The 24623-nt window shown below is 72.0% G+C and carries 24 protein-coding genes and 2 pseudogenes; 5 read left to right on the top strand and 21 right to left on the bottom strand.

Annotated features, from left to right (window positions below; all coding sequences use genetic code 11):
* Nucleotides 1–73: 73 nt before the first annotated feature.
* From A3IG_RS0111785 to A3IG_RS29420, 12 genes are all read right to left on the bottom strand, one after another.
* The gene (locus A3IG_RS0111785; protein ID WP_018383772.1) at nucleotides 74–259 is read right to left on the bottom strand and encodes a hypothetical protein; all 186 of its coding nucleotides are present in this window, start codon (nucleotides 257–259) and stop codon (nucleotides 74–76) included.
* A 30-nt stretch (nucleotides 260–289) separates the two neighbouring features.
* On the bottom strand, nucleotides 290–1375 hold the full coding sequence (locus A3IG_RS0111790; RefSeq protein ID WP_018383773.1) for a hypothetical protein: 1086 nt from the start codon (nucleotides 1373–1375) through the stop codon (nucleotides 290–292).
* Nucleotides 1376–1379: 4 nt separating this feature from the next.
* A complete protein-coding gene (locus A3IG_RS0111795; protein WP_018383774.1) occupies nucleotides 1380–2423 on the bottom strand; it encodes a hypothetical protein in 1044 nt (347 codons plus the stop codon).
* A gap of 41 nt (nucleotides 2424–2464) precedes the next feature.
* On the bottom strand, nucleotides 2465–3385 hold the full coding sequence (locus tag A3IG_RS0111800; protein WP_018383775.1) for a phage distal tail protein: 921 nt from the start codon (nucleotides 3383–3385) through the stop codon (nucleotides 2465–2467).
* A 1-nt stretch (nucleotide 3386) separates the two neighbouring features.
* Nucleotides 3387–4517 carry a hypothetical protein gene (locus tag A3IG_RS0111805; protein ID WP_018383776.1) on the bottom strand — a complete coding sequence of 377 codons (1131 nt, stop codon included), beginning with the start codon at nucleotides 4515–4517 and terminating at the stop codon, nucleotides 3387–3389.
* 206 nt (nucleotides 4518–4723) lie between these two features.
* Nucleotides 4724–5425, bottom strand: coding sequence for a hypothetical protein (locus A3IG_RS0111810; RefSeq protein WP_018383777.1), 702 nt, complete (start codon nucleotides 5423–5425; stop codon nucleotides 4724–4726).
* A gap of 17 nt (nucleotides 5426–5442) precedes the next feature.
* Nucleotides 5443–5790, bottom strand: a complete 348-nt coding sequence (locus A3IG_RS0111815) for a hypothetical protein (RefSeq protein ID WP_018383778.1) — start codon at nucleotides 5788–5790, stop codon at nucleotides 5443–5445.
* Nucleotides 5791–5855: 65 nt separating this feature from the next.
* Nucleotides 5856–6146 (bottom strand): hypothetical protein, encoded by a 291-nt coding sequence (locus tag A3IG_RS0111820; RefSeq protein ID WP_018383779.1) that lies wholly within the window; start codon nucleotides 6144–6146, stop codon nucleotides 5856–5858.
* A 28-nt stretch (nucleotides 6147–6174) separates the two neighbouring features.
* Nucleotides 6175–6753, bottom strand: coding sequence for a phage tail tube protein (locus A3IG_RS0111825; RefSeq protein WP_026220173.1), 579 nt, complete (start codon nucleotides 6751–6753; stop codon nucleotides 6175–6177).
* An 80-nt stretch (nucleotides 6754–6833) separates the two neighbouring features.
* Complete coding sequence (locus tag A3IG_RS0111830; protein ID WP_018383781.1) at nucleotides 6834–7241, bottom strand: hypothetical protein; 408 nt, start codon at nucleotides 7239–7241, stop codon at nucleotides 6834–6836.
* A gap of 113 nt (nucleotides 7242–7354) precedes the next feature.
* Entirely contained in the window at nucleotides 7355–7618 is a 264-nt protein-coding gene (locus A3IG_RS29415) for a hypothetical protein (RefSeq protein ID WP_018383782.1), read from the bottom strand.
* On the bottom strand, nucleotides 7615–8286 hold the full coding sequence (locus tag A3IG_RS29420) for a hypothetical protein (RefSeq protein WP_018383783.1): 672 nt from the start codon (nucleotides 8284–8286) through the stop codon (nucleotides 7615–7617). The genes A3IG_RS29415 and A3IG_RS29420 overlap by 4 nt, the downstream gene beginning before the upstream one ends.
* A gap of 488 nt (nucleotides 8287–8774) precedes the next feature.
* Between A3IG_RS29420 and A3IG_RS34180 the strand changes: the two genes are divergently transcribed.
* Both A3IG_RS34180 and A3IG_RS0111850 read left to right on the top strand, forming a co-directional pair.
* On the top strand, nucleotides 8775–8930 hold the full coding sequence (locus tag A3IG_RS34180; protein WP_018383784.1) for a hypothetical protein: 156 nt from the start codon (nucleotides 8775–8777) through the stop codon (nucleotides 8928–8930).
* 1 nt (nucleotide 8931) lies between these two features.
* Nucleotides 8932–9681 (top strand): peptidoglycan recognition protein family protein, encoded by a 750-nt coding sequence (locus A3IG_RS0111850; protein WP_051087464.1) that lies wholly within the window; start codon nucleotides 8932–8934, stop codon nucleotides 9679–9681.
* 14 nt (nucleotides 9682–9695) lie between these two features.
* Here the strand turns inward: A3IG_RS0111850 and A3IG_RS0111855 are convergent, their stop codons facing one another.
* A complete protein-coding gene (locus A3IG_RS0111855) occupies nucleotides 9696–10088 on the bottom strand; it encodes a VOC family protein (protein ID WP_018383786.1) in 393 nt (130 codons plus the stop codon).
* Between the two features lie 160 nt (nucleotides 10089–10248).
* Here A3IG_RS0111855 and A3IG_RS0111860 point away from each other — a divergent pair, with 160 nt between their 5' ends.
* Both A3IG_RS0111860 and A3IG_RS29425 read left to right on the top strand, forming a co-directional pair.
* A complete protein-coding gene (locus A3IG_RS0111860) occupies nucleotides 10249–10740 on the top strand; it encodes an NUDIX domain-containing protein (protein WP_026220175.1) in 492 nt (163 codons plus the stop codon).
* A gap of 70 nt (nucleotides 10741–10810) precedes the next feature.
* Nucleotides 10811–11542: pseudogene (locus A3IG_RS29425) on the top strand (Mut7-C RNAse domain-containing protein); the annotation flags it as partial.
* Between the two features lie 101 nt (nucleotides 11543–11643).
* Here A3IG_RS29425 and A3IG_RS32515 read toward each other — a convergent pair.
* The 7 genes and pseudogenes from A3IG_RS32515 to A3IG_RS29440 all read right to left on the bottom strand — a co-directional run.
* Nucleotides 11644–12453 (bottom strand): annotated as a pseudogene (locus A3IG_RS32515) (M15 family metallopeptidase); the annotation flags it as partial.
* Nucleotides 12454–12513: 60 nt separating this feature from the next.
* Nucleotides 12514–12888, bottom strand: a complete 375-nt coding sequence (locus A3IG_RS0111870; RefSeq protein WP_040911278.1) for an RNA-binding S4 domain-containing protein — start codon at nucleotides 12886–12888, stop codon at nucleotides 12514–12516.
* A gap of 174 nt (nucleotides 12889–13062) precedes the next feature.
* A complete protein-coding gene (gene panD / locus A3IG_RS0111875) occupies nucleotides 13063–13494 on the bottom strand; it encodes an aspartate 1-decarboxylase (RefSeq protein WP_026220176.1) in 432 nt (143 codons plus the stop codon).
* A 199-nt stretch (nucleotides 13495–13693) separates the two neighbouring features.
* A complete protein-coding gene (locus tag A3IG_RS0111880) occupies nucleotides 13694–14920 on the bottom strand; it encodes a cytochrome P450 (protein ID WP_040911297.1) in 1227 nt (408 codons plus the stop codon).
* 154 nt (nucleotides 14921–15074) lie between these two features.
* Entirely contained in the window at nucleotides 15075–16007 is a 933-nt protein-coding gene (locus tag A3IG_RS29430) for an SDR family oxidoreductase (RefSeq protein WP_051087465.1), read from the bottom strand.
* 215 nt (nucleotides 16008–16222) lie between these two features.
* Nucleotides 16223–18304 (bottom strand): AfsR/SARP family transcriptional regulator, encoded by a 2082-nt coding sequence (locus tag A3IG_RS29435; protein ID WP_018383793.1) that lies wholly within the window; start codon nucleotides 18302–18304, stop codon nucleotides 16223–16225.
* A gap of 1037 nt (nucleotides 18305–19341) precedes the next feature.
* Nucleotides 19342–19965: a ScbR family autoregulator-binding transcription factor gene (locus A3IG_RS29440; RefSeq protein WP_158676906.1), complete on the bottom strand. Its 624-nt coding sequence runs from the start codon at nucleotides 19963–19965 to the stop codon at nucleotides 19342–19344.
* 1020 nt (nucleotides 19966–20985) lie between these two features.
* Here A3IG_RS29440 and A3IG_RS35705 point away from each other — a divergent pair.
* Nucleotides 20986–23397, top strand: a complete 2412-nt coding sequence (locus tag A3IG_RS35705; RefSeq protein ID WP_157862262.1) for an ATP-binding protein — start codon at nucleotides 20986–20988, stop codon at nucleotides 23395–23397.
* A 116-nt stretch (nucleotides 23398–23513) separates the two neighbouring features.
* Here the strand turns inward: A3IG_RS35705 and ispG are convergent.
* Nucleotides 23514–24623, bottom strand: a 1110-nt coding sequence (gene ispG / locus A3IG_RS0111905) for a flavodoxin-dependent (E)-4-hydroxy-3-methylbut-2-enyl-diphosphate synthase (RefSeq protein WP_026220178.1), incomplete at its 5' end; no start/stop codon positions are given.

The raw sequence follows: 24623 nt of genomic DNA on the forward strand, positions 1-24623 counted from the left end.
GGGGCCGGGCCGGCCAGGCGGCGCCCCGGTGGGCCCCGGCCCCGGCGTCGACGGGCTGGCGGCGCGTCCCCGGTCAGGGTTCGGGCTGCCCGGTTCCGTCGGTGGCTGGTTGTTCCACCTCGGACGCCGGTGAGGACGGAACCGCCGTCACTGATCCCGGCGGGGCTCCCACCTTGCTGTTGACGTAGGTGGTCAGCCGGTGCACCTCCCGTTCCAGCGCCCTGATCCGGTCCACGATGTCCTCCGGAAGATTCGGCATCGGCTCACCTTCCCGACGGTGACTGAGGCCTCATCGGGCCTCCTCCAGGTACAGTTCCGCGGTCTCCGCGCGCCCCCGCTCCGCTCCCGTGACCTTGATCCCGACCACCCGGTAGTGCGCGTCGAGCCCCTCGTGGAACCACACGTCCCTGATCCGCAGCCGCACCGTGCGGCCCAGCGGCGACGCCGTGTCGCCCGACCTGCGCCGGATCCGCACCGAGGGGATCACCACAGGACCGCGCAGGGCGGCCAGGTCTGCCCGCGCCAGGGCGTTCAGGGCCGCCTTGTCGGTGACCGTGCTGTGGTCGGACGTCGTGTCCAGACGCGGATATCCCGCGGCGATGAGGTCGCCGGCGACCTGCTCGTCCGAGATGACCGGCCGGTCCCCGCCCGGCGGGGTTCCGCCCCTGGCCCGGGCGGTGGTGCCGCCCCGGGTCGCGTCCCTCGGGAACGCGTAGGAGATCACGTCTCCTGGCAGGTCGAGTAGCAGGGGTTCGCTGCCCACCTGGATTCGGGGGGAGCCCAGGCGGAGCCGCTTGACCCGCCGCCCGGTGGCCGGGTCCCGGTACACCGCGATCCAGGTCTCGAACCCGGGCTCCATGCCCGCGAGTTGACCGATCGCCTCCTCGACCAGGGTTTCGTCGCCGTCCCGGTAGGTCACGCTGCGCAGCGCCCCGGAGGTGAGCGGGTCGTACTCCACCCCGATGGCGCCGCCCTCCGCCGCCTGCATGTGGTCCCAGAGCCGACGGACGACCTCGAGTTGGTCGGTGGCGGTGAACGTCAGGTCCGCGCGGATGTAGCGGCGGCCCGCGTACGAGTCGAACGTCGCCGCCTGGAGCGCCACCGTGGTGATGCCGCGGTCGTCGGTCGCCGGGGTCAGGGTCCACACGATGCCGCCCCAGCACGGCTCACTCCCCCGCTCCAGGTACACCGCGGTGCGCCCCTCCACCACCTGGCGCACCCGAGCGGCGACACGCCCGTTGGGAACGACCAGGGTGCCGCTGAGCGATCCGGGTTTGCCGATGTAGTCGTCGTACTCCACATCACGCAGCGGCAGCACGTCGATGGCCTGGTCGGTCCGCAGGTCGGTGAAGACGGCGCGGTAGGGGGCGTCCACCGGGTCAGGCCACCGGGTCGACGCGGACGAAGCGGTTGTCGAACTCGGCCTTGACACCGGCGGCGGAGGACTGGTGGACGGCCGTCGCCGTGTAGACGACCCCGGGGGTCAGCCCGCCCACCGGGTACATCGTGCAGATCGACGCCCTGCCGTTGCCCGAGAACTGAGCCGAGCGCTCCTGGACCGGGGGCAGGATCTCGGTGCCGGTGCTCTCCTGCCGCACCCGGAACGACATGGTGGCGACGTTGCTGCCTTCCACGGCGGTGAGCGCCCCGACCGTGACGTGCACCCATCCCCGGGCGGGCGCGACGAACCTCGCGGTCAACGGGGTGTCGGGCCCGCCGGTGAGCGTCTCCACGAAGGTGGTGGAGGTGGTGTAGCCGTAGTTGAACGAGTACCGCAGGACGGCGTCGGGGATGTACTGCCGCCAGGCGGCGCCGTCCCAGCGTTCGAGCCGGCCGTTGACGTCGCGGTACTGGCCCACGTGGGCCCCGTCGTCCCGGGCACCGCCGGCCGGGACGATCCCGCCGAGCGCCGCGGTGTACCGGCGCCGGTCGGTGATGGCCGAGGCCCAGATGATCCCGTTGGCGGCGGAGGCCCCCGCCGGCACCGTCACCTCGTACAGCAGTTCGGCGTTCTCCGGCACCGCGGGCGGGGCAGGGGGCGCCGCCGGGGCTCCCGCCAGGACCTCCAGCGTCGCCTCGTACCGGCCCGACCCGTCGTAGTCGGTATCGTGGACCCTGACCACGACGGCGTCCACCCGCGGCAGCGCGGCGTCGCCGTCGACGAACGTCAGCAGGGTGTCCGCGTCCACGGTGACCGGGTAGCCGCCCTGGGTGGCGGTGGAGGTGCCGGGAACCCACACCTGGCCCGGGGAGAGCCTGGCCTGCATGCTGGTGGCGGCGGTGCCGGAGAGCCGCAGGCCCCCGATCACGCACCCCGCCCTGGCCAGTAGGGGCCCGGTGGATGCCATGGCCAGGCCCACGGCCAGCCGGGTGTCCTCGCGGGTCTGCCCGTTGGGCAGGTGCCAGGCGGAACGAACGGTCATCGACGCCTCCTCGGTGCTTGTCGGTGTGGCCGCGGCACCCATCACCACTCGGCCGAGCGCCAGGTGACGGTCGCGGTCGCGAGTTGGGCGTCCCCCGAGTCCGCCCGGAACGCGAGGTGCGAGGTGCCCGGAGGAAGGGTGAACGCCTCCTCCGGGGCGCTTCCGCTCGCCGCGGTGTGGCGGCGCGAGGCGGTGCCGTTGAACAGCACGGTGCCCTCCGCTGTGTCGACTTCCAGCACGTCGTCCTGGGCCAGGGTGAGCACGTACTCCAGCCAGTCGCCGGTGGTCCGGTTCGCCAGCCTGGGCCGGGTGCACGGACCGACGAAGGTGATCAGGGGGTGGGCGGGGGCGCTGCCGGTGTTGTCCACCGCCAGGTCCCCCAGGGACAGCGGAGCGCCCCAGTCGAGCGGCCAGGTCAACGGCCAGGACAGACCGGGCTCGGGCTGGGGCAGGTGGACGGTGCCGCGCCGCTGCGCGGCCTCGTAGCGGCGGGGGTCGCTGGCCTTCCACTGGATGGTCAGCTTGGCCAGACGGCTGGTCAGGAACTGCCGGTCCGTGGGGACCACCCGCTGGGTGACCCTGGCCCGCACCGCCAGGGTCTCCCCGTGCAGCCGAACGGCCAGCCACTGTTCCTCGTCACGCACCGCGGTGGCGGCGCGCAACGCCCGCAGCGAGGCGAGCACCTCCCCGGGTCCTGCGCCGGAGGCCGGGGCGAACCACACCTGGGCGGTGACGGTGCGGGGCTGCGCCCACTGGGAGCCCGGCCAACCGCCGTGCCCCACCGGTCGGTCGGCGTCCGAGGTGTCCAGGGCGGGGAGCTCCTCCCAGCCGGTGATCCCTTCCGCGGCGATCCAGTAGCCGGTTCCTGGGCCCATGAGCAGGTCGGCCCACTGCACCTGCCCGTCCACGGTGATCAGCGCCCCCGGCTCGGCCGCGGCGGCGTCCGTGGTGTCGATGGCCATGTCACCCCCTCGCCTTCATCAGGAACATCAGCTCCTCCGCGGTCTGCCGGGCGCTGGAGCCGGGCGCCTCGTGGTAGTGCTCGATGACGAACCCACCGTGGCCCCCGGACGAGCCGGGCCCGACGGTCCGTGCCCCGCCGCCGGCGGCGAGCAGGCTGTTCAACCGGCGCAGCGGCAGCACCGCCTCGGCCTGCCCGGCCTCGGCGAGCAGGGCGAGGGTGCCGCCGGGACGGGGCAGCACGATGCCTCCGCCGGCGAGGGTGGGGATGGTGGGGAGGTTGACGCCGAAGGACTTGCCGCCGGCTGGTGGGGGAACCCAACTGGGAATGCTGACCTTGATGCGGTTCAGGGCGCCGATCGCCCGGTTCACCAGGCCGATGACGCCGTTGATGGGGCCCCTGACGGCTCCGACCACCGCGCTGAACGCGCCTCGGACGATGTTCGCCAGCCCGCGCAGCGCGCCTTGGATGCCGTTCCGCGCGGCGCGGAAGGCTGCCGGGACGCGCTGCGAGAAGAAGTCCAGCAGGGGGCGGATCACGGCCGTGATGGCCCGGACGGCGGTGGTGATGATGGTCTTGTAGATGGTGAAGTACGTCCGCACCACCGTGGACAGCACCCTCAGCACCACCGTGAACGCCGTCCTGATCGCGTTCCACGACGCCTGGACGACCACTCTGATCACTCGGAACGCGGTGGTGATGATGGTCCTGTAGATGGTGAAGTACGTCCGCACCACCGTGGACAACACCCTCAGCACCACCGTGAACGCCGTCCTGATCGCGTTCCACGACGCCTGGACGACCTGTCTGGCCACCCGCATGGTCGTGTTGATCACCTGGCCGATGATCCGGAATGCGCTCTGCACGATCCGCTGGACCGTCCTGGACTGCATGGCCATGTCCACGAGCTTCATGATCAGCGGCATCAGCAGCGCCAGCACCAGCCCGAAGACGTTGCTCTTCATGGCGGTGTTGAGGCCCTTCTGAGCAGTGGTCACCCCTTGGAGGCCGGTCTTCATCCGCCCCATGAGCCCGCCGCCGGTGGCGGCGCTGCGCCCGGCGGCGGCCATCGACCTGCCGCTGCGGGCAACGCTCTGTTCGGCGGCTCGAGCCTGCTGCTTGAGGCCGCCCATGGATTGGGAAGCTCCCTGGACACCGGCCTTCACGTGTGCGACCGAACCGGACGCCCCGGTGGCCGAGGCACGTAACCCGGTGAGGGACGCGCTCGCCTGCCGCGTGGAGGACGCGAAACTGCGTACGGCAGTGGTCGATGAGCGCAGCGCGGCTGTGAGTGACATCTCTTCCTCTTCTGATGGGTGATGGGTCGGCCGCTCCCCGGTCAGACCAATGCGTTCTCCACGTCCGTCACTCGTGACCGCAGTTCCGTCATTTCCTCCCGGAGGCTGCGTGTCTTCTCCACGGTGGCCCTACGTGCGGACTCCGCGTCCTGCTCGTCCTGGTGGATTCCCTGCACGACCGCGGCCATCCGGAGCCGGCTGGCCCTCACCCGCGCCTCCGCCCTCTGGGCCTGCGCCTGCAACTGCCGCACCGCGGCGAGCTCGCGCCGGAGCTGCCTCTCGTTACTGTCCGCTATCCGTTCCCAAGCGGCGCGCCCGGGGCTGCCCTGGGGGTACCGCTGGCTCTCCTGCCTGGAGAAATCCAGGTGCTGGCGGGTCCGCTCCGCGCCCTCCAACCTGCTGCGCACCCTCTCGACGGAGGCCTCCAGACGCTGGGTGCGGCGCGAGAACCTGCGCTCCGCCACCTCCAACCGCTGCTCGGGGGACTGGGCACGGCGGAACGCCATGACTTGGCGCCCGGCCACGAACACACCGGTTTCATCCACTTTCAGGACGGAGAACCCGAGGTTCGCGATGGAGAACGCGCCCAGAGCCGCCGCGAAGTCCGCCTTGCCCCATCCGGGCTCGATCTTGGCCTTGTACTCATCGACCTCGACGCCGAGCTTCTCCACCTCCTGCTTCAGCCTTCTCAGCATGTCGATGACGGGTCCGTCGTCGTCCTTCTTTTCCTTTCCGTTCGTCATGCCTGCTGCCCCCTGTCTCACGCACCGAAGAACTGCGCCAGCTCGGCTCCGGACGGCCCCCTGACGGTGGAGCTGTCCCGCGCGGGCGTGCCCCCCGGCGTGGGCGCTCCTCCCGCTCCCGGCCGCGGCACCGCCTCCGGAGGGTCGAGCGGGTCGGCGTACTCGTCGCGGTTCACCGAGGCGAACATCCAGTTGCCGATCGCCAGGTGGTCCACCGCGGCCGCGAGCAGGTGGTCGGTGAGGGTCCACTCGGCCCGTTCGCCTTCGTGGGCGCGGGCGAAGGCGGACTCCGGAGGGAGGTGTCTCACCAGCACCGCGAGCCGGCGCGTCGTCAGCGTCCCCCGGTGCCAGTCGAGCAGGTCCATCCCGTAGTACCGCAGCAGGTCCGCTTCCAGTGCCTCGGCGTACTCCTCGACGAGTACGCCGAGGCTCAGCCTTCCCCCACGCCGAGGCCCGTCTCCTCGCCGTAGGCGGACAGGATCGCACTGATGTCCTGGACACTGACATCGTGCCCACACAGCCGGTCGTACTGCTCCTGGCCGAGCAGCAGCGCCATCAGGCCGTCGAGGTCGTTGTCGTCGAGCGCGGCCAGGGCCTTGGCTGAGCGGCGTGGGATCTCCGTCGGCAGCGAGAACCGTTCCCCGTCCACTTCGAACTCCCAGGCCAGTCCGAGTGCCTCCAGGCGCTGGGCGCGTGCGGCGTTGACGTTGAACACGGGCATGGGGCCTCTCCTGTCTCGGGCGGCAGGTTCAGGACGTCGGTGCGAACGCGGGGTCGTTCATCAACCAGGTGGCCAGCGGGGTGGCGTTGTCCACGGCCAGCGCGGTGAACGTGACGCCGAGCTTGACGGCGGCGGTCCGGATGAGCTGGAACTCCTCGGTCTCGGTGACCTGGCCCCTGCGGATGACGAAGCGGTAGGTGATCTGGTTGCCGTCCGAGAACTCCACGCCGAGCATCCGCTCGTCCTCCTTGGGCTCGGCCACCACCTGGTACCGGTACACCTGGGAGCCCGCCGACGTCTCCTCGACCGCGTCCCCTCCGAAGAAGAAGGGCAGGGTGTCCTCGTTGAACTGGAGGAGCTGGAACTTCACGGTCAGGTCGCGGTCGGAGTAGACGAACCGGGCGGGACTCACCGACTGCCAGGTGTCCACCGGGTCGATCTTGTCCTTCTTGTTGAACTTGACGCCGTCGGTGGTGGTGTAGCCCAGGTCCCGCCACTCCGCGGACCACGCGGTGGTGACGTCGGTCGGCACGCTGCTGCCGAGCGGGGCGGTCAGGACCCGGCCGGTCCCGGCGACACGGATCTCGTTCGGGTTCATTCCGGGCATGCGAGGCTCCTCGGGCGGCTGGTCGTCAGGCGGCTGGTCGCGCGGGCGACGTTCGGCACGGTTCGGCGGGCGCCCCGTGTTCAGGCGGGGCGGACGAACAGGCGGGTGGTGGAGAAGTAGCGGCTGGCCCCGGCGTGCAGGTGATCGGGGAGCCAGCGCGGGCCCTCCGTCTCCGCGACGTCGGTGACGTAGGCGGTGCCGTAGGTGGTCCCACGCACGGTGAGCAGCGCGGTGCGGGTGGCCATGGCGAGGGTGTGCGCCGTGGGCTTGTCCGGGCCGTACACCTCCAGATCGATCAGCGGCTGGTCCAGGTGCAGGTCCTCGACCCAGGTGCCGCCGGAACGGGAGACCAGGACGGTCCGCTGGGTCCCGTCGAAGTCGGGCGGGGTGCGGTTGTCCACGACGACGCCGGTCAGTTCGGGTCGGTTCTTCAGATGGTCCACAACGAGGCGTTCGACGTCCGGGAAGATCACCGGTGGCTGGGTCACCTGCCCACTCCTTGTTGTCGTCAGGCCGTCCAGGCGGCGGACCTGTCCCGGGCGGGCGCAGAGCGAAGCGGCGGAGCCGTGACCCGTTGCCGGGCACAGCTCCGCCGCTGGCATTAAGTGTGATTGCCCGACTGCCCGCGCACAACACCCCGGTCGGAAACCGCGGACAGCCGGTGAGTTCGGACGCGTCCCCGCGCGGCCCGTTCGGCCGCGAACACGTCCTCGATCCGGTACAGGAACGCCCGGCCCCGCCGTCCCGCGGGCTTCAGGTGGCGCAGTTGCACCCACTTGCGGATGGTGGCCGGGGTGACGCCGACCTCGGACGCAGCCAGGGCGGCGGTGAGCAGCGGGGCCCGCGGGCTGGGTACGGTCCTCATCGGGCCACCACGCCGGGAACCTGGGCCTGGTCGTACAGGGCCGCGGTCAGTTCCTCCGCGGTGGCGCCGCAGCGCGCGGCGAGTTCCCCCCACTCGTCCTGCGGCCAGCAGTGGCGGTGCGCCGTGTCCAGGCGGCAGTCACACGCCGGTGCGGCGCAGCGGCACGCGGGGTTGACGCACAGCACCGCCCGGCGCAGCGGGAAGACGCGTAAGGAAACGGAGTCACACAGCGGGCACCGCCGGCGCAGTCGCACCACGGGTTCGGCGTCGCCGAGCGCCCGGTCGCAGCGCCGGGTGAGCGCGCTGATCTCGTCGAGCACCTGTCGCAGCAGCACGGGGTCGTCGCCCGCCCGGTCCAGGAGCGCGGCGATCCGCCCCAGTCTGACCTGGACCGTTCCCCGGCTCCCCGGCGGCAGCCCGCACCTGTCGCGGAGGGTGTTCTCGAGCCGCAACACCCGCTCGGTGACGTACTGCACCGCCTCGGACACGTTCAGTCGCACAGGGGTCCCGGGGCCGTGTCGCTCGCGGCGGCCCTGGCCACGGGTGGGCGTGGGCGTCTGGTGGCTGGGTTCGAGTGCGTCCAGCAGCTCCGGGAACCGCCGGGCGAGGGCGGCGAGCCACTGGTCGGCTCTGGCACGGTCAGGATGCGGGCAGGTGCGCTCGCTCATCGGGACCCCCAGGTCGTCTGCGGACGACGGCTGGCTGGCGCCTCGGTTCGCGGGAACCCGTGATGGTGCACTGTCCGCGTGCGGGGGTGCCCGCCCGACGCCGCAGCCATCGATCCTCGGCTTCTCGGTGAAGGGTAGGGGTGGCTGATGCGGAATGGCCCCCTTCTGTTTCCCGGGGCGCACGGTGTGCGCCAGGCACCGCGCCGGTGGGCGGTGGGCGCCCGGCGGGACGCACCTCGGGCCACCGCTGGTCAGCGGGATGGTCTAGTTGCCCGTCACCAATCTCGTCGGACCGCGGTCGGGGGGCGGGACTGGCGTGGTGGGCCCTGTCCCGCCGGTACTTCGGGGAAGTCCGAGGGGCGGACGGGTGGTCTGCGAAGGCCGGTCACCGCCGTCGGTGTTCGGCTGGGCACGCCCTGTCGCCGCCGGCCTCGGGGGCGGACCGGCCTCGGGTGGCCGGGGCAGACGGGGTCAGTGACCATCGGGGAATGGACGGCTACCAGATCGAGGAAGCGGTCCGTCGGTACGGACCAGGTGGCGGGCAGGCGGCCGTTGAGCACGGTGGGCCGCCGCGGCGCCCGGTACTGGTCCCAGGCGACGGGGCCCGGGGGGTGTTCTGCCAGGACCGACCGGAGGTGCAGTGACATGCGTCGGCCCCGACTGAGGACAGCTGTCCCGCTGCTCGTGATCGCGGTGATGTCGCCCTGGCTCGTCCCGGCCGCGGCACCGTCGGTCCAGACCCACCGGGCACCGCACCGCAAGGAGCACCGTCCACCGGAGCACGTCGTGGCCCGGCCGGAGATCGTGCCGCGGCGGAGCTGGAAGGCGGACTCGGTGACCAGTGCCCCTCCTGCCCGGTACGCACGCCGAGTCCGGGCCGCGGTCATCCACCACACCAACACGCCGAACGGGTACGACTGCGACACCGTTCCCAAGAGCATCCGTGACCTCTACGCCGGGCACGCGCTCGGCCGTCACTGGGACGACATAGGCTACAACTTCCTCGTTGACGCCTGCGGCAACATCTACGAGGGCCGGGCCGGCGGCAGTGACCGGCCGGTGGTCGCGGCGCACGCCAGGGGGTTCAACAAGGGCACCGTCGGGATCGCAGCCGTGGGGAGCTTCACCGAGGGGACCCCGGTGCCCGAGCCGATGCTCGACGCCATCGCCCATCTGGTGGCGTGGAAGCTCGGGCCGAACGGTCCCGATCCACGCGGCACCGTCACTCTGGTCTCCACCAACGACGAGTCCCGCTTCCCCAAGGGCACCAAGGCGGTGCTGCCGGTGGTGACGGGCCACACCGACAGCTACGCCACCGACTGCCCGGGGGCGGCTCTGTACGACAAGCTGCCGGAGATCCGGGACCGGGCCGCCCGGGTGCAGGGCCGCCGCTGAGGGGCGGCGACGACTCACGCCGTGGGGCGCGCCTCCCGGACCAGGCAGAACGGGTGGCCGGCCGGGTCCGCGTAGACCCGCCAGCCGCGGCCCGCGGACCCGGCGTCGAGGAGCGCGGCGCCCAGCCGCAGGACCTCGGTGTGCGCCCGGTCCAGGTCGTCGACGCCGAGGTCCAGGTGGAACTGCTGCGGGCGGGACGGGTCGGGCCAGCCCGGCGGCTGGTGGTCCCGCACCCGCTGGAAGGCCAGCACCGGGCCGGTCTCGGGGTGCAGGGTCGACCAGTCGGAGTCGAGCGTCCACCGCCGGTCCGGGCGGTCGACCTCTCCGCCGAGGAGCGCCTGGTAGAACCGTGCGAGCGACACCGGGTCCGGGCAGTCGAGCACCACGCACTGCAGGTTGCCGATCACCGGTGCTCCTCCGGGTTGGTCGAGCTGTGGGCGTCGGCAGGGACCCGACGCGTCCGGGCCCGCCAACGGCGGGACCGGCAGCAGGATAGGTGATCGCTTCCCCCGGCGGGTCGGCGACGGACGGCGCCGCTGGGGCGGTCCCGGGAGCCACACTGGGGACATGGCTGGGAAACACAGTGCTGGCCTGGTGGTCTTCCGCCGCGACGGCGGCGACATCCGGGTTCTCCTGGGACACATGGGCGGCCCGTGGTGGGCGCGGCGGGACGCCGGCGCCTGGTCGGTGCCCAAGGGCGAGTACCAGGCGCCGGAGGAGCCGCGGGTGGCCGCCCGTCGGGAGTTCCTCGAGGAGTTGGGGCTCGAACCGCCCGCCGGCCCCTACCTGCCGCTGGGCAGCGTCCGGCAGTCCGGTGGCAAGGTGGTGACGGCGTGGGCGGTCGAGGGGGACCTCGACCCGGCGGACGTCGTCCCGGGCACGTTCGTGATGGAGTGGCCCAGGGGGTCGGGGAGGTTCCGTGAGTTCCCCGAGATCGACCGGGTGGCCTGGTTCGACCTGCCGGAGGCCAGGGAGCGGATCGTGTCCGGCCAGCGGGCGCTGCTGGACGTGTTGCGCGACCTGCTCACCGGGCCCGGCCGTGTTCCGCCGGCCCCGTGACGGCCCGGCGGGTGCCCGGGAGGGCGGAGAACACGGGTGGCGGCGGGCGGACAGGTGGCATGCTGGCCGGGTGAAGGGACCTTCGATCGATGTGAGATTCGCCCCCGAACTGCGGCTGTTCGTGGAGGCGGGGCGCCGTGGGGGGTGGTCGTCGGTGACCACCGACGGGGCCTCCACCCTGGGGCACGTGGTGGAGTCGCTCGGCGTTCCGCTGACCGAGGTCGGTCGGCTGGTCGTCAACGGCCGGGACACCCCGGTCTCCCACGTGCCCGGGCCCGGTGAGGCGGTGCGGGTGTGCGCGGTCACCCGGCCACAGCGGGTGCCCGGTGCGCCGCTGCGGTTCCTGCTGGACGTGCACCTCGGGACGCTGGCCAGGCGGCTGCGGCTGCTCGGGGTGGACGCGGCCTACGAGAACGCCGACATCGGCGACGCGGCGCTGGCCACGCTCTCCGCCACCGAGCGACGGGTGCTGCTCTCCCGGGACCGCGGGCTGCTGCGGCGCCGGGAGTTGTGGGCCGGTGCCTACGTCTACAGCGACCAGCCCGACGAACAGCTCCGCGACGTGCTCGGGCGGTTCGCGCCCCCGCTGGTGCCGTGGTCCCGGTGCACCGCCTGCAACGGCCCGCTGGCCGCGGCGGACAAGTCGGAGGTCCTGGAGCGGCTCGCCGGCGGGACCCGGCGCACCTACGAGGTCTTCGCGCGGTGCACGGTCTGCGGCCAGGTGTACTGGCGCGGCGCCCACCACTCCAGGCTGAGCGGGATCGTGGAGGACGCCCTGCGGGAGTTCGGCGGGCCCGGTGACGCCGTCCGGGGCGGCGACGGCGTGGTCGCGGCGGAGCGGGTCCCGGCGGGGCCCCGCGACGACGACGGGTCCGAAGGGGCGCGGTCAGAGCCGCCGCGGGCGAGCGACTCGCGGGCCACCGGGAAGTCGAAGTAGGTGTCCGGGAACGGCTCCCGCCGGTAGGTGTAGTGCCACCACTCACCGGGGAAGTTGACGAACCCCTCGCGTTCCAGGGTGTCCCTCAGCAACTGCCGGTGGGTGCGTTGTTCGCCCCTGATCCGTGGGTCGAGGGTGCGGGACAGGGAGTCGAAGCAGTCGAAACCGGTCCCCATGTCCATGGAGTTGTCGGGGAAGCGCTTCTTCCGCGGCGCGTGACAGGGAACCAGTTCCTGGCCCGGCCGGTAGGGACGGGTGCGGCCGGCGGGGAGCTCCACGACCGTCAGGTCCACCGTGCTGCCCCTGCTGTGTCCCGACCTGCGGGCGAGGTAGCCCTCGCTGAACAGCCGGTCCTTGTCCACCCTGGGGTAGAACTCCCGTTTCATGGTCTGGTTGTCGGCGTCGTTGGACCACTCCACGAAGGCGTCCACGGCCCGCTTCGGCCGGTAGCAGTCGTAGACCTTCAGCGAGCGTTCCTGGCGGAGCAGCGCGCGCTGGGCCCGGTGCAGTGCCTCGGCCGCGGGGCGGGTCAGCAGGCACGTCGGGGTGCGGTAGCCGGGGACGGGCTCACCGGTGAAGTTGTGACGGGTGTGGTAGCGGATCTCTTCCATGATGGTCGCGTCCACGTCCCGCAGTGCCACGAACTGTCGTGGGGCCGTGGCCTGCGGGTCGGTGGGTCCCGGGGCGGCCGAGCAGGAGGCCGCCCCGGCCGCGGCGAGCAACGCCGCGAGGGCCCGTGTGACCAGGGCGCGCGCCGCCCCTGCGTGTCTCGGCATGCCCCACGCTCTACCAGGCGCCCGCCGACGGGGGGCGGGGGCGCGCCGGTCACCGGCGGGTCACAGCACGCGCAGGCGTTCCAGTTCCCGACGGTCGCGCTTGGTGGGGCGCCCGGCACCCCGGTCGCGCAGGCCCACCGGGACGGTGGCCTCTCGCGGCGGAGGCGGTGGAGAATTGTCGATGAGGCAGGTCTCGGCGACGGGGGCACCCACCCGCTTGCGCACCAGGCCGGTGACGACGACGATCCGCTCCCGGCCGGCGTAGCGCAGCCGCACCTCGTCCTTCAGGCGCACCGGGTGGGCCGGTTTGACGCGTTCGCCGTTGACCCGGACGTGGCCGGCCCGACAGGCCGCGGTGGCCTGGGAACGGGTCTTGATGAGTCGCACGGACCAGATCCAGGTGTCCACCCGGACGGTTCCCTCGTCTGAAGCCATGCCCCGACCCTAACCCGGGCGGACACGGACCGGGGTGGTGTTTTTCTGACGTCGCCGGCCCGGGGCGACGGCCGGCGGGAGCGGGCGGCCCGCGCCGGCCCCACCGCCTGGCGATCACCGAGAGTGCGTACGGGTGACGCTGGGGAGGCGCCGGTCAGTGGCCGCGCGGGCGGCTCACCGGGCGGTCCCGGCGGGCACCGACGAGGGGGCGCGCCTGGTGTCGCTCCCGGGCACCGGCTCCCCGGGGTCGCCACCGAGGCTGACGATGCGGTTGGCCGCGTCCACGTGCACCACGCGGGGGCGCAGGGTGCGGGCCTCGGCGTCGTCCACCTGCGCGTAGCTGATCAGGATCACCAGGTCCCCGGGGTGGACGAGGTGGGCGGCTGCCCCGTTGATGCCGATGACCCCGGAGCCCCGCTCGCCCTCGATGACGTAGGTCTCCAGCCGGGCGCCGTTGGAGATGTCCACGATGTGGACGAGCTCGCCGGGCAGCAGGTCGGCGGCCTCCATCAGTTCGGCGTCGATGGTCACCGATCCGACGTAGTGCAGGTCGGCCTGGGTGACGGTGGCCCGGTGGATCTTGGACTTGAACATGGTGCGCAGCACGGCGTCGGCTCCCATCCGCAACGAGGTCGCGCCCCCTCGGGGGTGCGCGCCAGCGGACCCATGCTACGCGGAGCCGGTGGCGCGGCCGAAGCGAGCACCCTCCGCCGGCTCGTGGGCGGCCGTGGCCGCGTGGCCCCCCAGGGCTCCCGCGGCCACGGCCGGTGACCTGTCGCGGCCGCCGGCCCCCCGGCGGCCGTGGTCACCAGGTGACGGGCAGGGCGTCCAGGGTCCGCATCGCGGCCATCGGCCGGATTCGCAGTTCGCTCTCGGGCACGGCCAGCCGCAGCGTCGGGAAGCGTTCCATCACCCTTTGCAGGGCGACCTGGAGCTCCATCCTGGTGAGGGTGGCTCCGAGGCAGCGGTGGATGCCGGCTCCAAGCGACATGTGCGGGTTGTGTTGCCGGGTGAGGTCGAGCCTCTCGGGGTCGTCGAAGACCTCCGGGTCGCGGTTGGCGGCGTCGCCGACGGCCATGACGGCGTCCCCGGCGTGGATGCGTACGCCGTTGAGCGTGACGTCCTCCAGGGCCACCCTGGGGAACACCCCACCGATGTCCGTGGTGGGCACCATGCGGAACAGTTCGTCGACGGCCACGGGGATCAGCGACACGTCGTTGCGCAGGGTGTCCCACCGGGTGCGGTCACGCAGCAGGGTCACGATGGAGTTGCCGAACAGGGTGGCCGTCGTCTCGTGGCCGGCGGCCAGGAGCAGGGCGCTCAGCGCGAGCAGTTCCTCGTGGGACAGCCGGTCGTCGTTCTCGTCCCGGACCGCGATCAGGGCGCTCAGCAGGTCGTCGCCCGGGGTCCGGCGCTTGCGCTGGATCAGCGAGTCGAGGTAGTCGATCAGTTTCTGGTAGCCGGCGGACATCCGTTCGCGGTACTCGGTCCCGGCGGTGGACTCGCGCACCCAGGCGACGAACTGTTCCCTCTCGTCGTAGGGCAGTCCCAGCATCTCCGCTATCACCAGGATGGGCAGGAGGTAGCAGACGTGCGACTGGAAGTCGACGGGCCGCGGCAGTTGCTCCGCTTGGTCCAGCAGTTCGTCGATGACCTCGAAGGTGTGCGGACGCAGTGCCTCCATCCGCCGTGGGGTGAACGCCCGGGTCACCAGCCTGCGCAGCCGGGTGTGGTCCGGGGGGTCGGTGCCGATGAGGGAGTGGTTGAAGATGTCGTTGGGCGCCAGTGCGGCGACCGGGCTGTTCTTGACCGCGTCGCGGCTGAAGCGGGCGTCGCTGAGCACGGCGCGCACGTCCTCGTACCGGGTCACCAGCCAGGCGAGCGCGTCGTTGGGGAGCCGGACCCGGGAGATCGGCGCCGTGGCCCTGATCTCACGGTACTCCGGCGGGTACTCGTACAGGGACCTCCAGAGGAAGGGGTACAGGGGGTACTGGGAGGTGTCCTCTTTCACGGACACGGACTGCGTGGGCATGAACGGTCCCATCTAAGGGTCGGTGAGTTCGTGGGTGTGGGCGTCACCGGGCGGGGCGGGGTGGGATTCCCGCCTCCCGGTTCCCGTTCCGGGAGGAGCCCGCGACGAGGGGGCCGCACGGAGTGCGGTTGGTGTGTGCACCGGACGGGCCGGTTCAGCGCTCCGGACGTCGCCGGATCGGCGGTGCCCCCGAGGTGGTGCGCACGCCGCCGAACCTCCGGGGCAGGCCGAACATCTGCACGCGGAGCCGGTCGAACACGCGGTCCGGTGCGTAGCGGGCCATCAACGCCAGTGGCCTGGCGTCCTTACCGACCAGGTACCGGGTCCTGGGGCGCCTTGAGGTGAGTGCCTCCAGGACGACGTCGGCGACGACGCGCGGGTCGCTGCCCGCCCTCTCTCGGGCCAGGGCCCGGCGCGTCACCGCGCGGTAGGTCGCCCCGTAGTTCTCGCGTCCGACGTCGTTGAGCTGGGCGAGCACCCGGCGCGAGTCCTCTTCGAACTTCCCCACCGCCGCGCTGTGGATCGAGGCCGGTTCCACCAGCACGACGTGGATGCCCCACGGCCGCAGCTCCAGCCGCAGCGTCTCGGTGATCGAGGCGAACGCCCACTTGGAGGAGAACAGCGGCCCGCAGAACGGCAGCGAGAGCCGGTCGGCGACCGATCCGATGTTGACGATGCGCCCGGTGGCCGCCCGGAGCAGCGGCAGGAACGCCTGCACCACGTCGACCTGGCCGAACACATTGACGTCGTACTGGCGGCGCAGTTCGTGCGCGGGCACGTGCTCCATCGGCCAGGCCACGCCGACGCCCGCGTTGTTGACCAGTCCGACCAGACCCTGTTCCCGCACGTGCTCGGTGACCTCGGTGACGGCCTCGGCCACGCTGGCCGGGTCGGTGACGTCGATCAGCAGCGGGGTGAGGTCGCCCTCGGTCTGCGCCCGCACCGCCTTCCCGTCGGCTTCCTTCCGCACTCCGGCGAACACGTAGTATCCGGCGTCGGCCAGCGCGACCGCCGTGGCACGGCCTATGCCGCTGGATGTTCCGGTGATGACAACGGCCCCTAAGGAGCCCCCCGTTGTCGTACTCATGTGCTTGCTCCTACGTGGGTGGTATGGCCACATGACTCCGTGCCGGGCTCGGCACGGGTGTAGGGGTTGTAGGAGCCGCCACTGGACACCAGATCGAATACTCCCCACAAGAATGGTGGAGTTGGGGTGAACTACCATTCAAGGTACAGATGTAGTATTCCCCCCCCGATCACGGGTGCACGGCCGACCAGCGCCCGAGGCCCCCGGCCCCGGCCTCAGCACCGTTGCGGCAAGCCCGCACCGGCGAACCGTCGGCCCGCCCCGGATGTCACCCACTCGGGGAGACCGCCCCTCACCTTGGCGGGTAAGGCCCGGGGATGGGCCCACGCCGAACAGCGACACGAACAGCGGTACCGTTCCCGATCGGTCGTCGGGGCCCCCCGCACCCCGGGGTCGGGTGGGCCGGCCAGGCCCAGCCCACCGGGCCCGACCGGCTCGTCGTCCCGGTACCCGGTGGCCACGGTGAGCCTGAGCAGCTCGGGAATCGCGAACCTGCCCTCGCCGACCTCCTCCAGCACGTGGCTGTCGAGCAGGCTCCCGACCAGGATCTCCGTACAGCGGGCGTCCAGTTCCAGCAGCCGCGCCGCGTCTCCGAGACCGAGCCGCCTGGGGCCCCGGCTGAGTCGCCGCAGCGTCCAACGGTCCTCCGCCGTCAACCGCTCGCTCGCGGCCCGCAGCCGGGCCCGCACGTCGAAGGGACCGCAGCGCAGCTCGTCCAGCCGGAAGTGCTCGTCGGCGAGGCGGGTGGCGAAGGCGGCGAGCGACCGCATCGGGCGTGCGGCGAGCTTCTCCCCCGCGGCGCGCATCCCCAGCGGCAGGTGGCCGCACAGCCGCACGATCTCCCGGGCCGCCGCCAGTTCCCGCTCCACCCGTTCGGGGCCGGTGACCTGGGCGAGCAACGCCACCGAGGACGCGGTGTCCAGGGGGCGCAGCGGAACGGTGGCCGCCCCGGGCAGGCCGGGCAGCCGGGTGCGGGAGGTGATCAGCACCAGGCTCGCTCCGCCGGCGGGCAGCAGGGGCAGCAGTTGGTCCGCTGACGCCGCGTCGTCCAGCAGTACCAGCAGGGCCCGCTCGGCACACCAGCTCCGGAACATCCTCGCCCGCTCCTGGAGCCCGGCCGGTATCCGCTCCGAGGGGACGCCGACGTCGTGCAGCAGGGACCGCAGCACCACGGACGGGGCCAGCGGCGCTCCGTGGGCGTCGTGCAGCACCGCGTAGAGCTGGCCGTCGGGAAAGCGATCCCGCAGGGTGTGTGCCGCACGCACCGCGACGGCACTCTTGCCGAGGCCGGGGGCCCCGACCACCGCGATCACCGGCGGACCGGACACGGCGGAGTCGGCGCCCGGGCGGGACAGGCTGATGAGCAACGACAGTTCGCGGTCGCGCCCCACGAAGTCGTGGCTGTCCGGTGGGAGCTGAGCACACGGAACCGTGCCCGCGCCCCTGGTCACCGTGGCGGACTCGGGGGGCGGGGCGTCCGGGGGTCCCAGGGCGGGCGACTCGGTGAGCACGTCGTGCTGGAGCTTCTGCAGCCGCTCGGACGGTTCGATGCCGAGCTCCTCGACGAGTCGCTGCCGCAGTCGGGCGTAGGTGTCCAGGGCGATGCCCCGCTGCCCCGCCCGACAGGCCGCGAGCATCAGTTGCGCACTGAACGACTCGTTCAGCGGGTGGTTCCCGGTCAGCTCCCGCAGTTCTCCCAGCAGGCTGCGGTGCCGGCCCAGCCTCAGGTCCGCCTCGATGCGCAGCTCCAACGCGCCCAGCCGGGCGTCCTCCAGTTTGGCGGCACGGGCCTGGAGCAGCGGCCCCGGTTCGATGTCGGCGAGGGCCGCGCCCCTCCACAGGCCCAGCGCCGAGCGCAGCGTCCCCGCGGCGGCGGCGGCCTGTCCCGCGGCGAGCGCGGCTCGGCTGGCGTCGACCAGCCGGTCGAACTCCCACAGGTCGAGCTCGGCGGGCGCCAGCCTGATCAGGTAGCCGTTCGGCCGGGTCTCCAGCAGCTTGCGGCGGCCGGAACCAGCGGCTCCCTCGATGCCCTTGCGGAGCTGGTACATGTACGTCTGGATGGTCTTGCGGGCCAGCCGCGGTGGAACGTCCTCCCAGAGTTCCTCCACGAACGTGGAGACCGGTACGGCCCGGTTGGCGTTGAGCAGCAGCAGGGCGAGCACCCTGCGGGCCATCTGAGCCGTCGGCGTGCGGTCCACGTCCTCATAGCGCACCTCCATGGGACCCAGGACGCCGATGCTCAGGGTGGGCCCTGGTACCGCGCCGGCTCCTTCACCGGGCCACACCGTGTGGTTCACCGCATCTTCCTCTCGTTGGGGATGGGGCACGCACCCTGGGAACGGGGCACCGCGCTGTTGCTCCCCGACCGGGGAAGCACGACGCTCAGGGCACGGGAGGACCGTCGGCGGCACCGCGCGTGCGGGTGCTGCCGGCATGGGGACGTGAGGTGGAGGGCTGGGCCGAACGGCACCGGACCGGGGCCGATGGCTCGGCGGTCGGTTGCGGGAGGAACGGGCGGAACCCGGGGGTCCGCAGCGGCTCGGTGGACGAGGGGGCCGCGGACGTCGCGGCGGGCCGCGCGCTGCCGGCGGGAGGGTGGCGGGGAACGGCGGTGCGGGGCACGGGGAACCGGTCGGACGTGAGGTGCGGGGGCGCCGGGGAGGGGGCGGTGACCGGGGCCGTCCGCGGTGGTGCCAACGGCCCTAGCCGGAACGGCAGTGGGCGATCATCGGGCCTCCTCACGCGGTGTGGACGCCTGGTGCGCGAAGTACCGGTCAACTGTCGGCGGCGCAGCGGCTTCCTGTAACTGACGTCAAGGGGGAAGTTGACGTTAACAAACCGACCGGCCTGCATGTCAACCCCCTCCTGACCCGGGAGTGCGCCCCCAGGAGCGTGGTCGGCGTGTTGCGGTGTCACGCCAACAGCCGGGCGATCAAGGGGAGTTCGCTGCCAGGAAGCAGGTTCAGGATGTGCTGGACTGGCGAAAGCCTGCCGCGCGGCTACCAAACCGTCAAGACTGTTTCCCTGCTTTGCCGGACGTGGTTCTGTGCAGGTCCGCCACGTTCCCGCGGCCCCGCACACGGCACCGCCGACGAACGGTCGGCGGTGGGCGGTTGCTGGCGGGCGGCCAGCGGACGAGCGGTCCCCGGGCAGCGGTCAACGGCTCGTCCGGTGCGGGGCCGGGCGGGCGGGCGGCACCGGGAACTACCCCGGGGGAGTCGGGTGGCACGGTGTCAGGGAGTGCGACGGCGCACGCCGGCCGTGTGCCCACGCCCCGCGGGGCAGAGCCGTGGTTCGGCCAACCCCGCGGAACGGTGGTGCGGAGCATGGACGATCAGCTCAGGGTCCGAGGGAGGACGAACACCTTGTGCCCGTCCGGGAGCAGGCCGGTCAGCAGGAGCTGCCACATGGCCTCGACCCGCTGCGGCAGGTCGCATGGGCCGTGGGTGGCCTGGGCCACGATCGTGGCTCCGGTGAGAGCCGCGACGATGAGCTCCGCGGCCTCCCTGGGGTTGGCCCCCTCACCCAACTGCCCACTGTCCTGTGCTCGTTGCAGGAGCTGGGTGAGCACGTCCTCCCACTGCCCGTAGGGCCTGGACATGGGTCGCTGGTAGGCACCCTGCTCGGCCACCAATCGCACCCCGGCCCTGACCACCGGGTCGGACTGGACGGCCCGCGCCCACCGCGTGGTCGTCGCCACCACCGCCTGGAGCGGCGGGACTTCCTTGGCCGCCTCCTCCTCGGCGAGCCGGGTCACGGCCGCCTTCTGCGCAGCGACCACGGCGAAGGCGAGCTCCTCCTTGGAGCTGAAGTGGAAATACAACGCTCCCTTGGTCACCCCGGCGCGCTGGAGGATGTCGGACATGCTCGTCCCCAGGAAGCCGTTCTGCGCGAAGGCCTCACCCGCCGCCCTCAGAACCGCCTCACGCGTCCGCACGGCCCGTTCCTGCTGTGCCACGCCGCCCCTCTCACCCTTCACGTGTAGACAAGGACCGTACCGGACAGGCGGTATTGCGATTGCCCGGTCCGCCCTCTCTCCAGTCCTGCGGCGCCTCGGCCAGCCGCACCCGGTGGGGCGGGCCCAGGAGCACCATCAGGGTCACGTTTCCGTCCACGGCCCGGGTTCGGACCGTCTCCGCCAGGTCCGCCCCGTGCCGGAACTCCCGGCCGGTGGTCCGTTTCCGAGGCGGTGGACGTTCGCCCGCACAGGAAACAGCGCCACCTGCCCACAATGACCGACTGGGGTGGTCTTGACACAAGACGGCATCAAGTGCCACGACGTGCCCGTGGCTCATGTGCACCCCGGCTGTCCCCGTGCTCACGGGCCCAGGGACCACTCGCCGCCCGACCCGGCGCCAGCAGCGTGTCGTCCCCGCGCGATGCGGCCGACATCGGCACCGGTCGGCCCCGACGTCGTCTCGCTCCGGGTGACGCTCGCGACGCACTTCGGCGCGACCCCGACGGGTTACTCATCAAGTCGGGCATAACACTGCCTCGAAACGGTATCCATGATTATCCTAGGACATCAGGGAGCGGTGCATCGACAATCACCGTGCCTGCGGAATCCGATACTCGAAAGACCTGGGGAAAGGCGATGTGGCGGCCCATAAGACCACTATTCAGTGTCGACTGCCACTGTCGTTCGATTAATTTCTCCGCGATCCACCGGTGAAGCCGCACGTTGATCCCGTGGGCGTCACGCGGCGGTGTTTTCCTCGGTTCCGTCGCCCACCTGCCTATTACCACTTCGAACGCGGCTCCGCCTCGCTCATGGCTACAGCGCTGGACGAGGACCGTGTCCCGCGTTTTGCTCGAGCCTTGACCGCCTTTTGGCCGGGTGCCGTGACGCTCGACATGCGGGGCAGGACGGGGAGCCCCGCGCCACAGACATAAGGAGCGGACGGTGCTCAGAAACGACGACGGAGGAATCCCAGGCGGTCTCACGACCGAGTCGGCGACTGGCTCGCTGGTTCCGGCCGTGGCTCCCCCCGGAACAGGGCGCCGGGGGCGCTACACCCTGACCCCGCTGGTGGGCCGGGACGCCGAGCTGGCAGACCTCACCGCGCTGGCGCTGGCCCCCGGGGGCCAACGGGTCCTCACCCTCACCGGTCCGGTCGGGGCGGGCAAGAGCAGGCTGGCCACCGCGCTGTTCGACGGCGTCGCCCGGGAGTTCACCGACGGGGGCCAGTACCTGGAACTGGACGCGCTGGACGCGGCAGGCCCCGGGGCGGACCTGCCGGCGGCCATCGTGGCGGGCCTGGGGCTGGACACGCCGCCGAGGTCGCGGAACCTCACCCCGACCGCCCTGCTGGCGTCGCACCTGAGCGACCGCGACTTCCTGCTGGTGCTGGACTGCGGGAGCCGCCCCCCGGACGGGGTGGCCGCGCTGGTCGACGCACTGGCCGCCGCGGCCACCGGGAGACTGTGCGTGCTCACCGTGGGGACGGAGGTGCTCGGCGTCTACGGCGAACGGCGGCTGCAGCTCGCGCCGCTGCCCGTGCCGGGCCCCGGCGACGCCGCCGACCTGGCCCGGCTCGAGCAGGTCCCGTCGGTCCGGCTGCTCGTGCAACGCACCCGGGCCGTACGCCCCGGCTTCCGGCTCACCGAGGAGAACCGCGAGGCCGTCGCCGAGCTGTGCGTACGCCTCGACGGGTTGCCACTGGCCATCGAACTCGCCGCCTCCCGGCTCAAGGTCTCCTCGCCGCGCGCCCTGCTGGACGAGCTCAACCGCTACTCCGGGGTGCTGCGCGGCACCGCGGCGGACACCATGTCGCCGCACCTGTCCATGCGCGACGCCGTGGCGCACGGCTGGGCCCGGCTGGCCCCACCGACCAGGACGCTGCTCACCCACCTCGCAGTTTTCGCCTCGACGTTCGACGGCAGCGAGGTCAGTGGGGTCTTCCGGCTCCCGGCCGACGACGCCCAGGACGCGTTGGAGCAGCTCGTGGACAGCAGCCTGCTGCTCTCCCAGGAGCAGGCCGACGGCAGCATCCGGTTCCGGATGCTGCGCACCTCCCGTGCCCACGCACTGGAGGAGCTCGAACGGGGGGACGCCCTCCGTGCGGTGCGCGCCGACCACGCCGCGTACTTCCTGCGTCAGGCCCACGAGGCGGTGCCGCGGCTCAACGGCCCAGAGCAGGCCGAGACCCTGCGGAGGTTCGGTCACTGGCACGAGGACCTGCTCGTCGCACTGGAGTTCCTGGCCAATGTGGGGGACGCGGACGCCGCCGCCTCACTCGCCGTGGCCTGCGCACCGTACTGGCTGATGCGGGGGCAGGTGCGCGCGGCGGTGCAGCGCCTCACCGCGGTCGCCCCGGTGGTCGGGAGCTGCCGTCCCCAGGTCACGGCTGCGGCCCTGTCCGCGCTCGGCGAGGCGGAGTTGCTCGCCGGGAACCCCGACGGCGCGGCACGGCGGTTGGAGGCCGCCCAGGCGCAGTTCGACGCGCTCGGGGACCTGGCAGGCGCCGCCCTCGTGGCCGAACTGCGCGCCAGGACGGCCCAGGCCAGGCGGGACCTGCCAGCCGCCGTACGGCTGCTGCACCAGGCCCAACAGGCCCGGGAGGCGCTCGGTGACCAGCGTGGACGGGCGGTGGTACTGAGGCACCTGGCCGAGGTCTGCCGGGACCAGGGCGACACGGCGCGGGCGGCCCGGCACGCCGGGGAGGCGGTGCGGGTACTGGAGGAGGTGGGTGATGCCCGGGCCGCGGCACAGGCGACGTTGGTCCTGGCCGGGTCGCTCACCGCGCCGGACGACCGGGACCAGGTCGAGCGGATGGCACGTCGGTCGCTCCTGCTCCTCCTCGAGCTGGGGGACCTGCCGGCGCTCCCCCCCGGCCTGGTGGTGCTGACCGAGACGCTCACGGCCAAGCACGGGCGCACCGGTGACGTGTGGGAGCGCGCGGCGCGCGTCCTGGCCGCCGCCAGCGAGCTGGAGGAACGGGTCGGTGGCGGCACCGCCGGCTGGCCCGAGGCGGTGCGGGAGACCCTGGCCGAGCAGGCCAGGGAACGCCTGGGCGACGAGGCGTTCGAGTCGGCGTGGCGGGCGGGGCGGGCGCTGACGGCGGCGCAGGCGGTGCGGGAGGCCGTCGCCCCGGTGGCACGCTCCCTGGTGCACCCGTTGTTCGCGGACGACTCCACGAACGCGCTGACCCGGCGGGAGCAGGAGGTGGCGGCGCTGGTCGCCGAGGGCCTGACCAACCGGGAGGTGGCCCGGAGGTTGGGCATCTCGGAGTGGACGGCGGTGAACCACCTGCGCAAGGTGATGCGCAAACTGGACTGCGCGTCCCGGGTCCAGGTGGCGAACCGGGTGCTGCGCACCAGGGAGGCGGGCGAGACCGAGGGCGACGCCGGAGCGGCCGGCAACCGGACCGCGCGCAGCGCCTCCCGCTGATCCCCCGCGCACGACCGGCCGGCCCGGGCACTGCTGCCCGGGCCGGCTGTCACCAGGGGTGAGGGCGTCCAACGGGCGGTCGTCGACCGTCCCGGTCGGTGCGGGTCGGAGGCGGATCAGCTCACCGAGACGCTGGGCTCACCGGACGCCACACCCTCACGTTCCATCTGCTCAGCGATCTTCAACGCCTCCTCGATCAACGTCTCCACGATCTTCGACTCCGGAACCGTCTTGATCACCTCNCCCCGAACGAAGATCTGCCCCTTCCCATTACCCGACGCCACCCCCANATCAGCCTCCCTGGCCTCACCAGGACCATTGACCACACACCCCATCACCGCCACCCGCAACGGCACCTCCATACCATCCAGCCCCGCCGTCACCTCATCCGCCAACCGATACACATCCACCTGCGCCCGACCACACGACGGACACGACACGATCTCCAACCGCCGCTCCCGCAACCCCAACGACTCCAGAATCTGCGCCCCCACCTTCACCTCCTCCACCGGAGGCGCCGACAACGACACCCGAATCGTGTCCCCGATCCCCTCCGACAACAACGCACCAAACGCCACCGCCGACTTGATCGTCCCCTGAAACGCAGGACCCGCCTCCGTCACACCCAAATGCAACGGATAATCACACCGACTCGCCAACAACCGGTACGCATTGACCATCACCACCGGATCGTTGTGCTTCACCGAGATCTTGATGTCCCGGAACCCGTGCTCCTCGAACAACGAACACTCCCACAACGCCGACTCCACCAACGCCTCAGGAGTCGCCCGCCCGTACTTCGCCAACAACCGCTTGTCCAACGACCCCGCGTTCACCCCGATCCGAATCGGCACCCCAGCCGCCGACGCCGCCCGCGCGATCTCCTTCACCTTGTCATCGAACTGCCGGATGTTCCCCGGATTCACCCGAACCGCCGCACACCCGGCATCAATCGCCGCAAACACATACTTCGGCTGAAAATGAATGTCCGCAATCACCGGAATCTGCGACTTCCGCGCGATCTGCGCCAACGCCTCCGCATCATCCTGACTCGGACACGCCACCCGCACGATCTGACAACCAGACGCCGTCAACTCAGCGATCTGCTGCAACGTCGCACCCACATCCGCGGTGACCGTCGTCGTCATCGACTGCACCGACACCGGAGCCCCGTCCCCCACAGGAACCGAACCCACATTGATCCGCCGAGTCTTACGACGCTCGGC

Origin of the sequence: Wenjunlia vitaminophila DSM 41686, assembly GCF_000380165.1 — a bacterium.
GTDB classification, from domain to species: domain Bacteria; phylum Actinomycetota; class Actinomycetes; order Streptomycetales; family Streptomycetaceae; genus Wenjunlia; species Wenjunlia vitaminophila.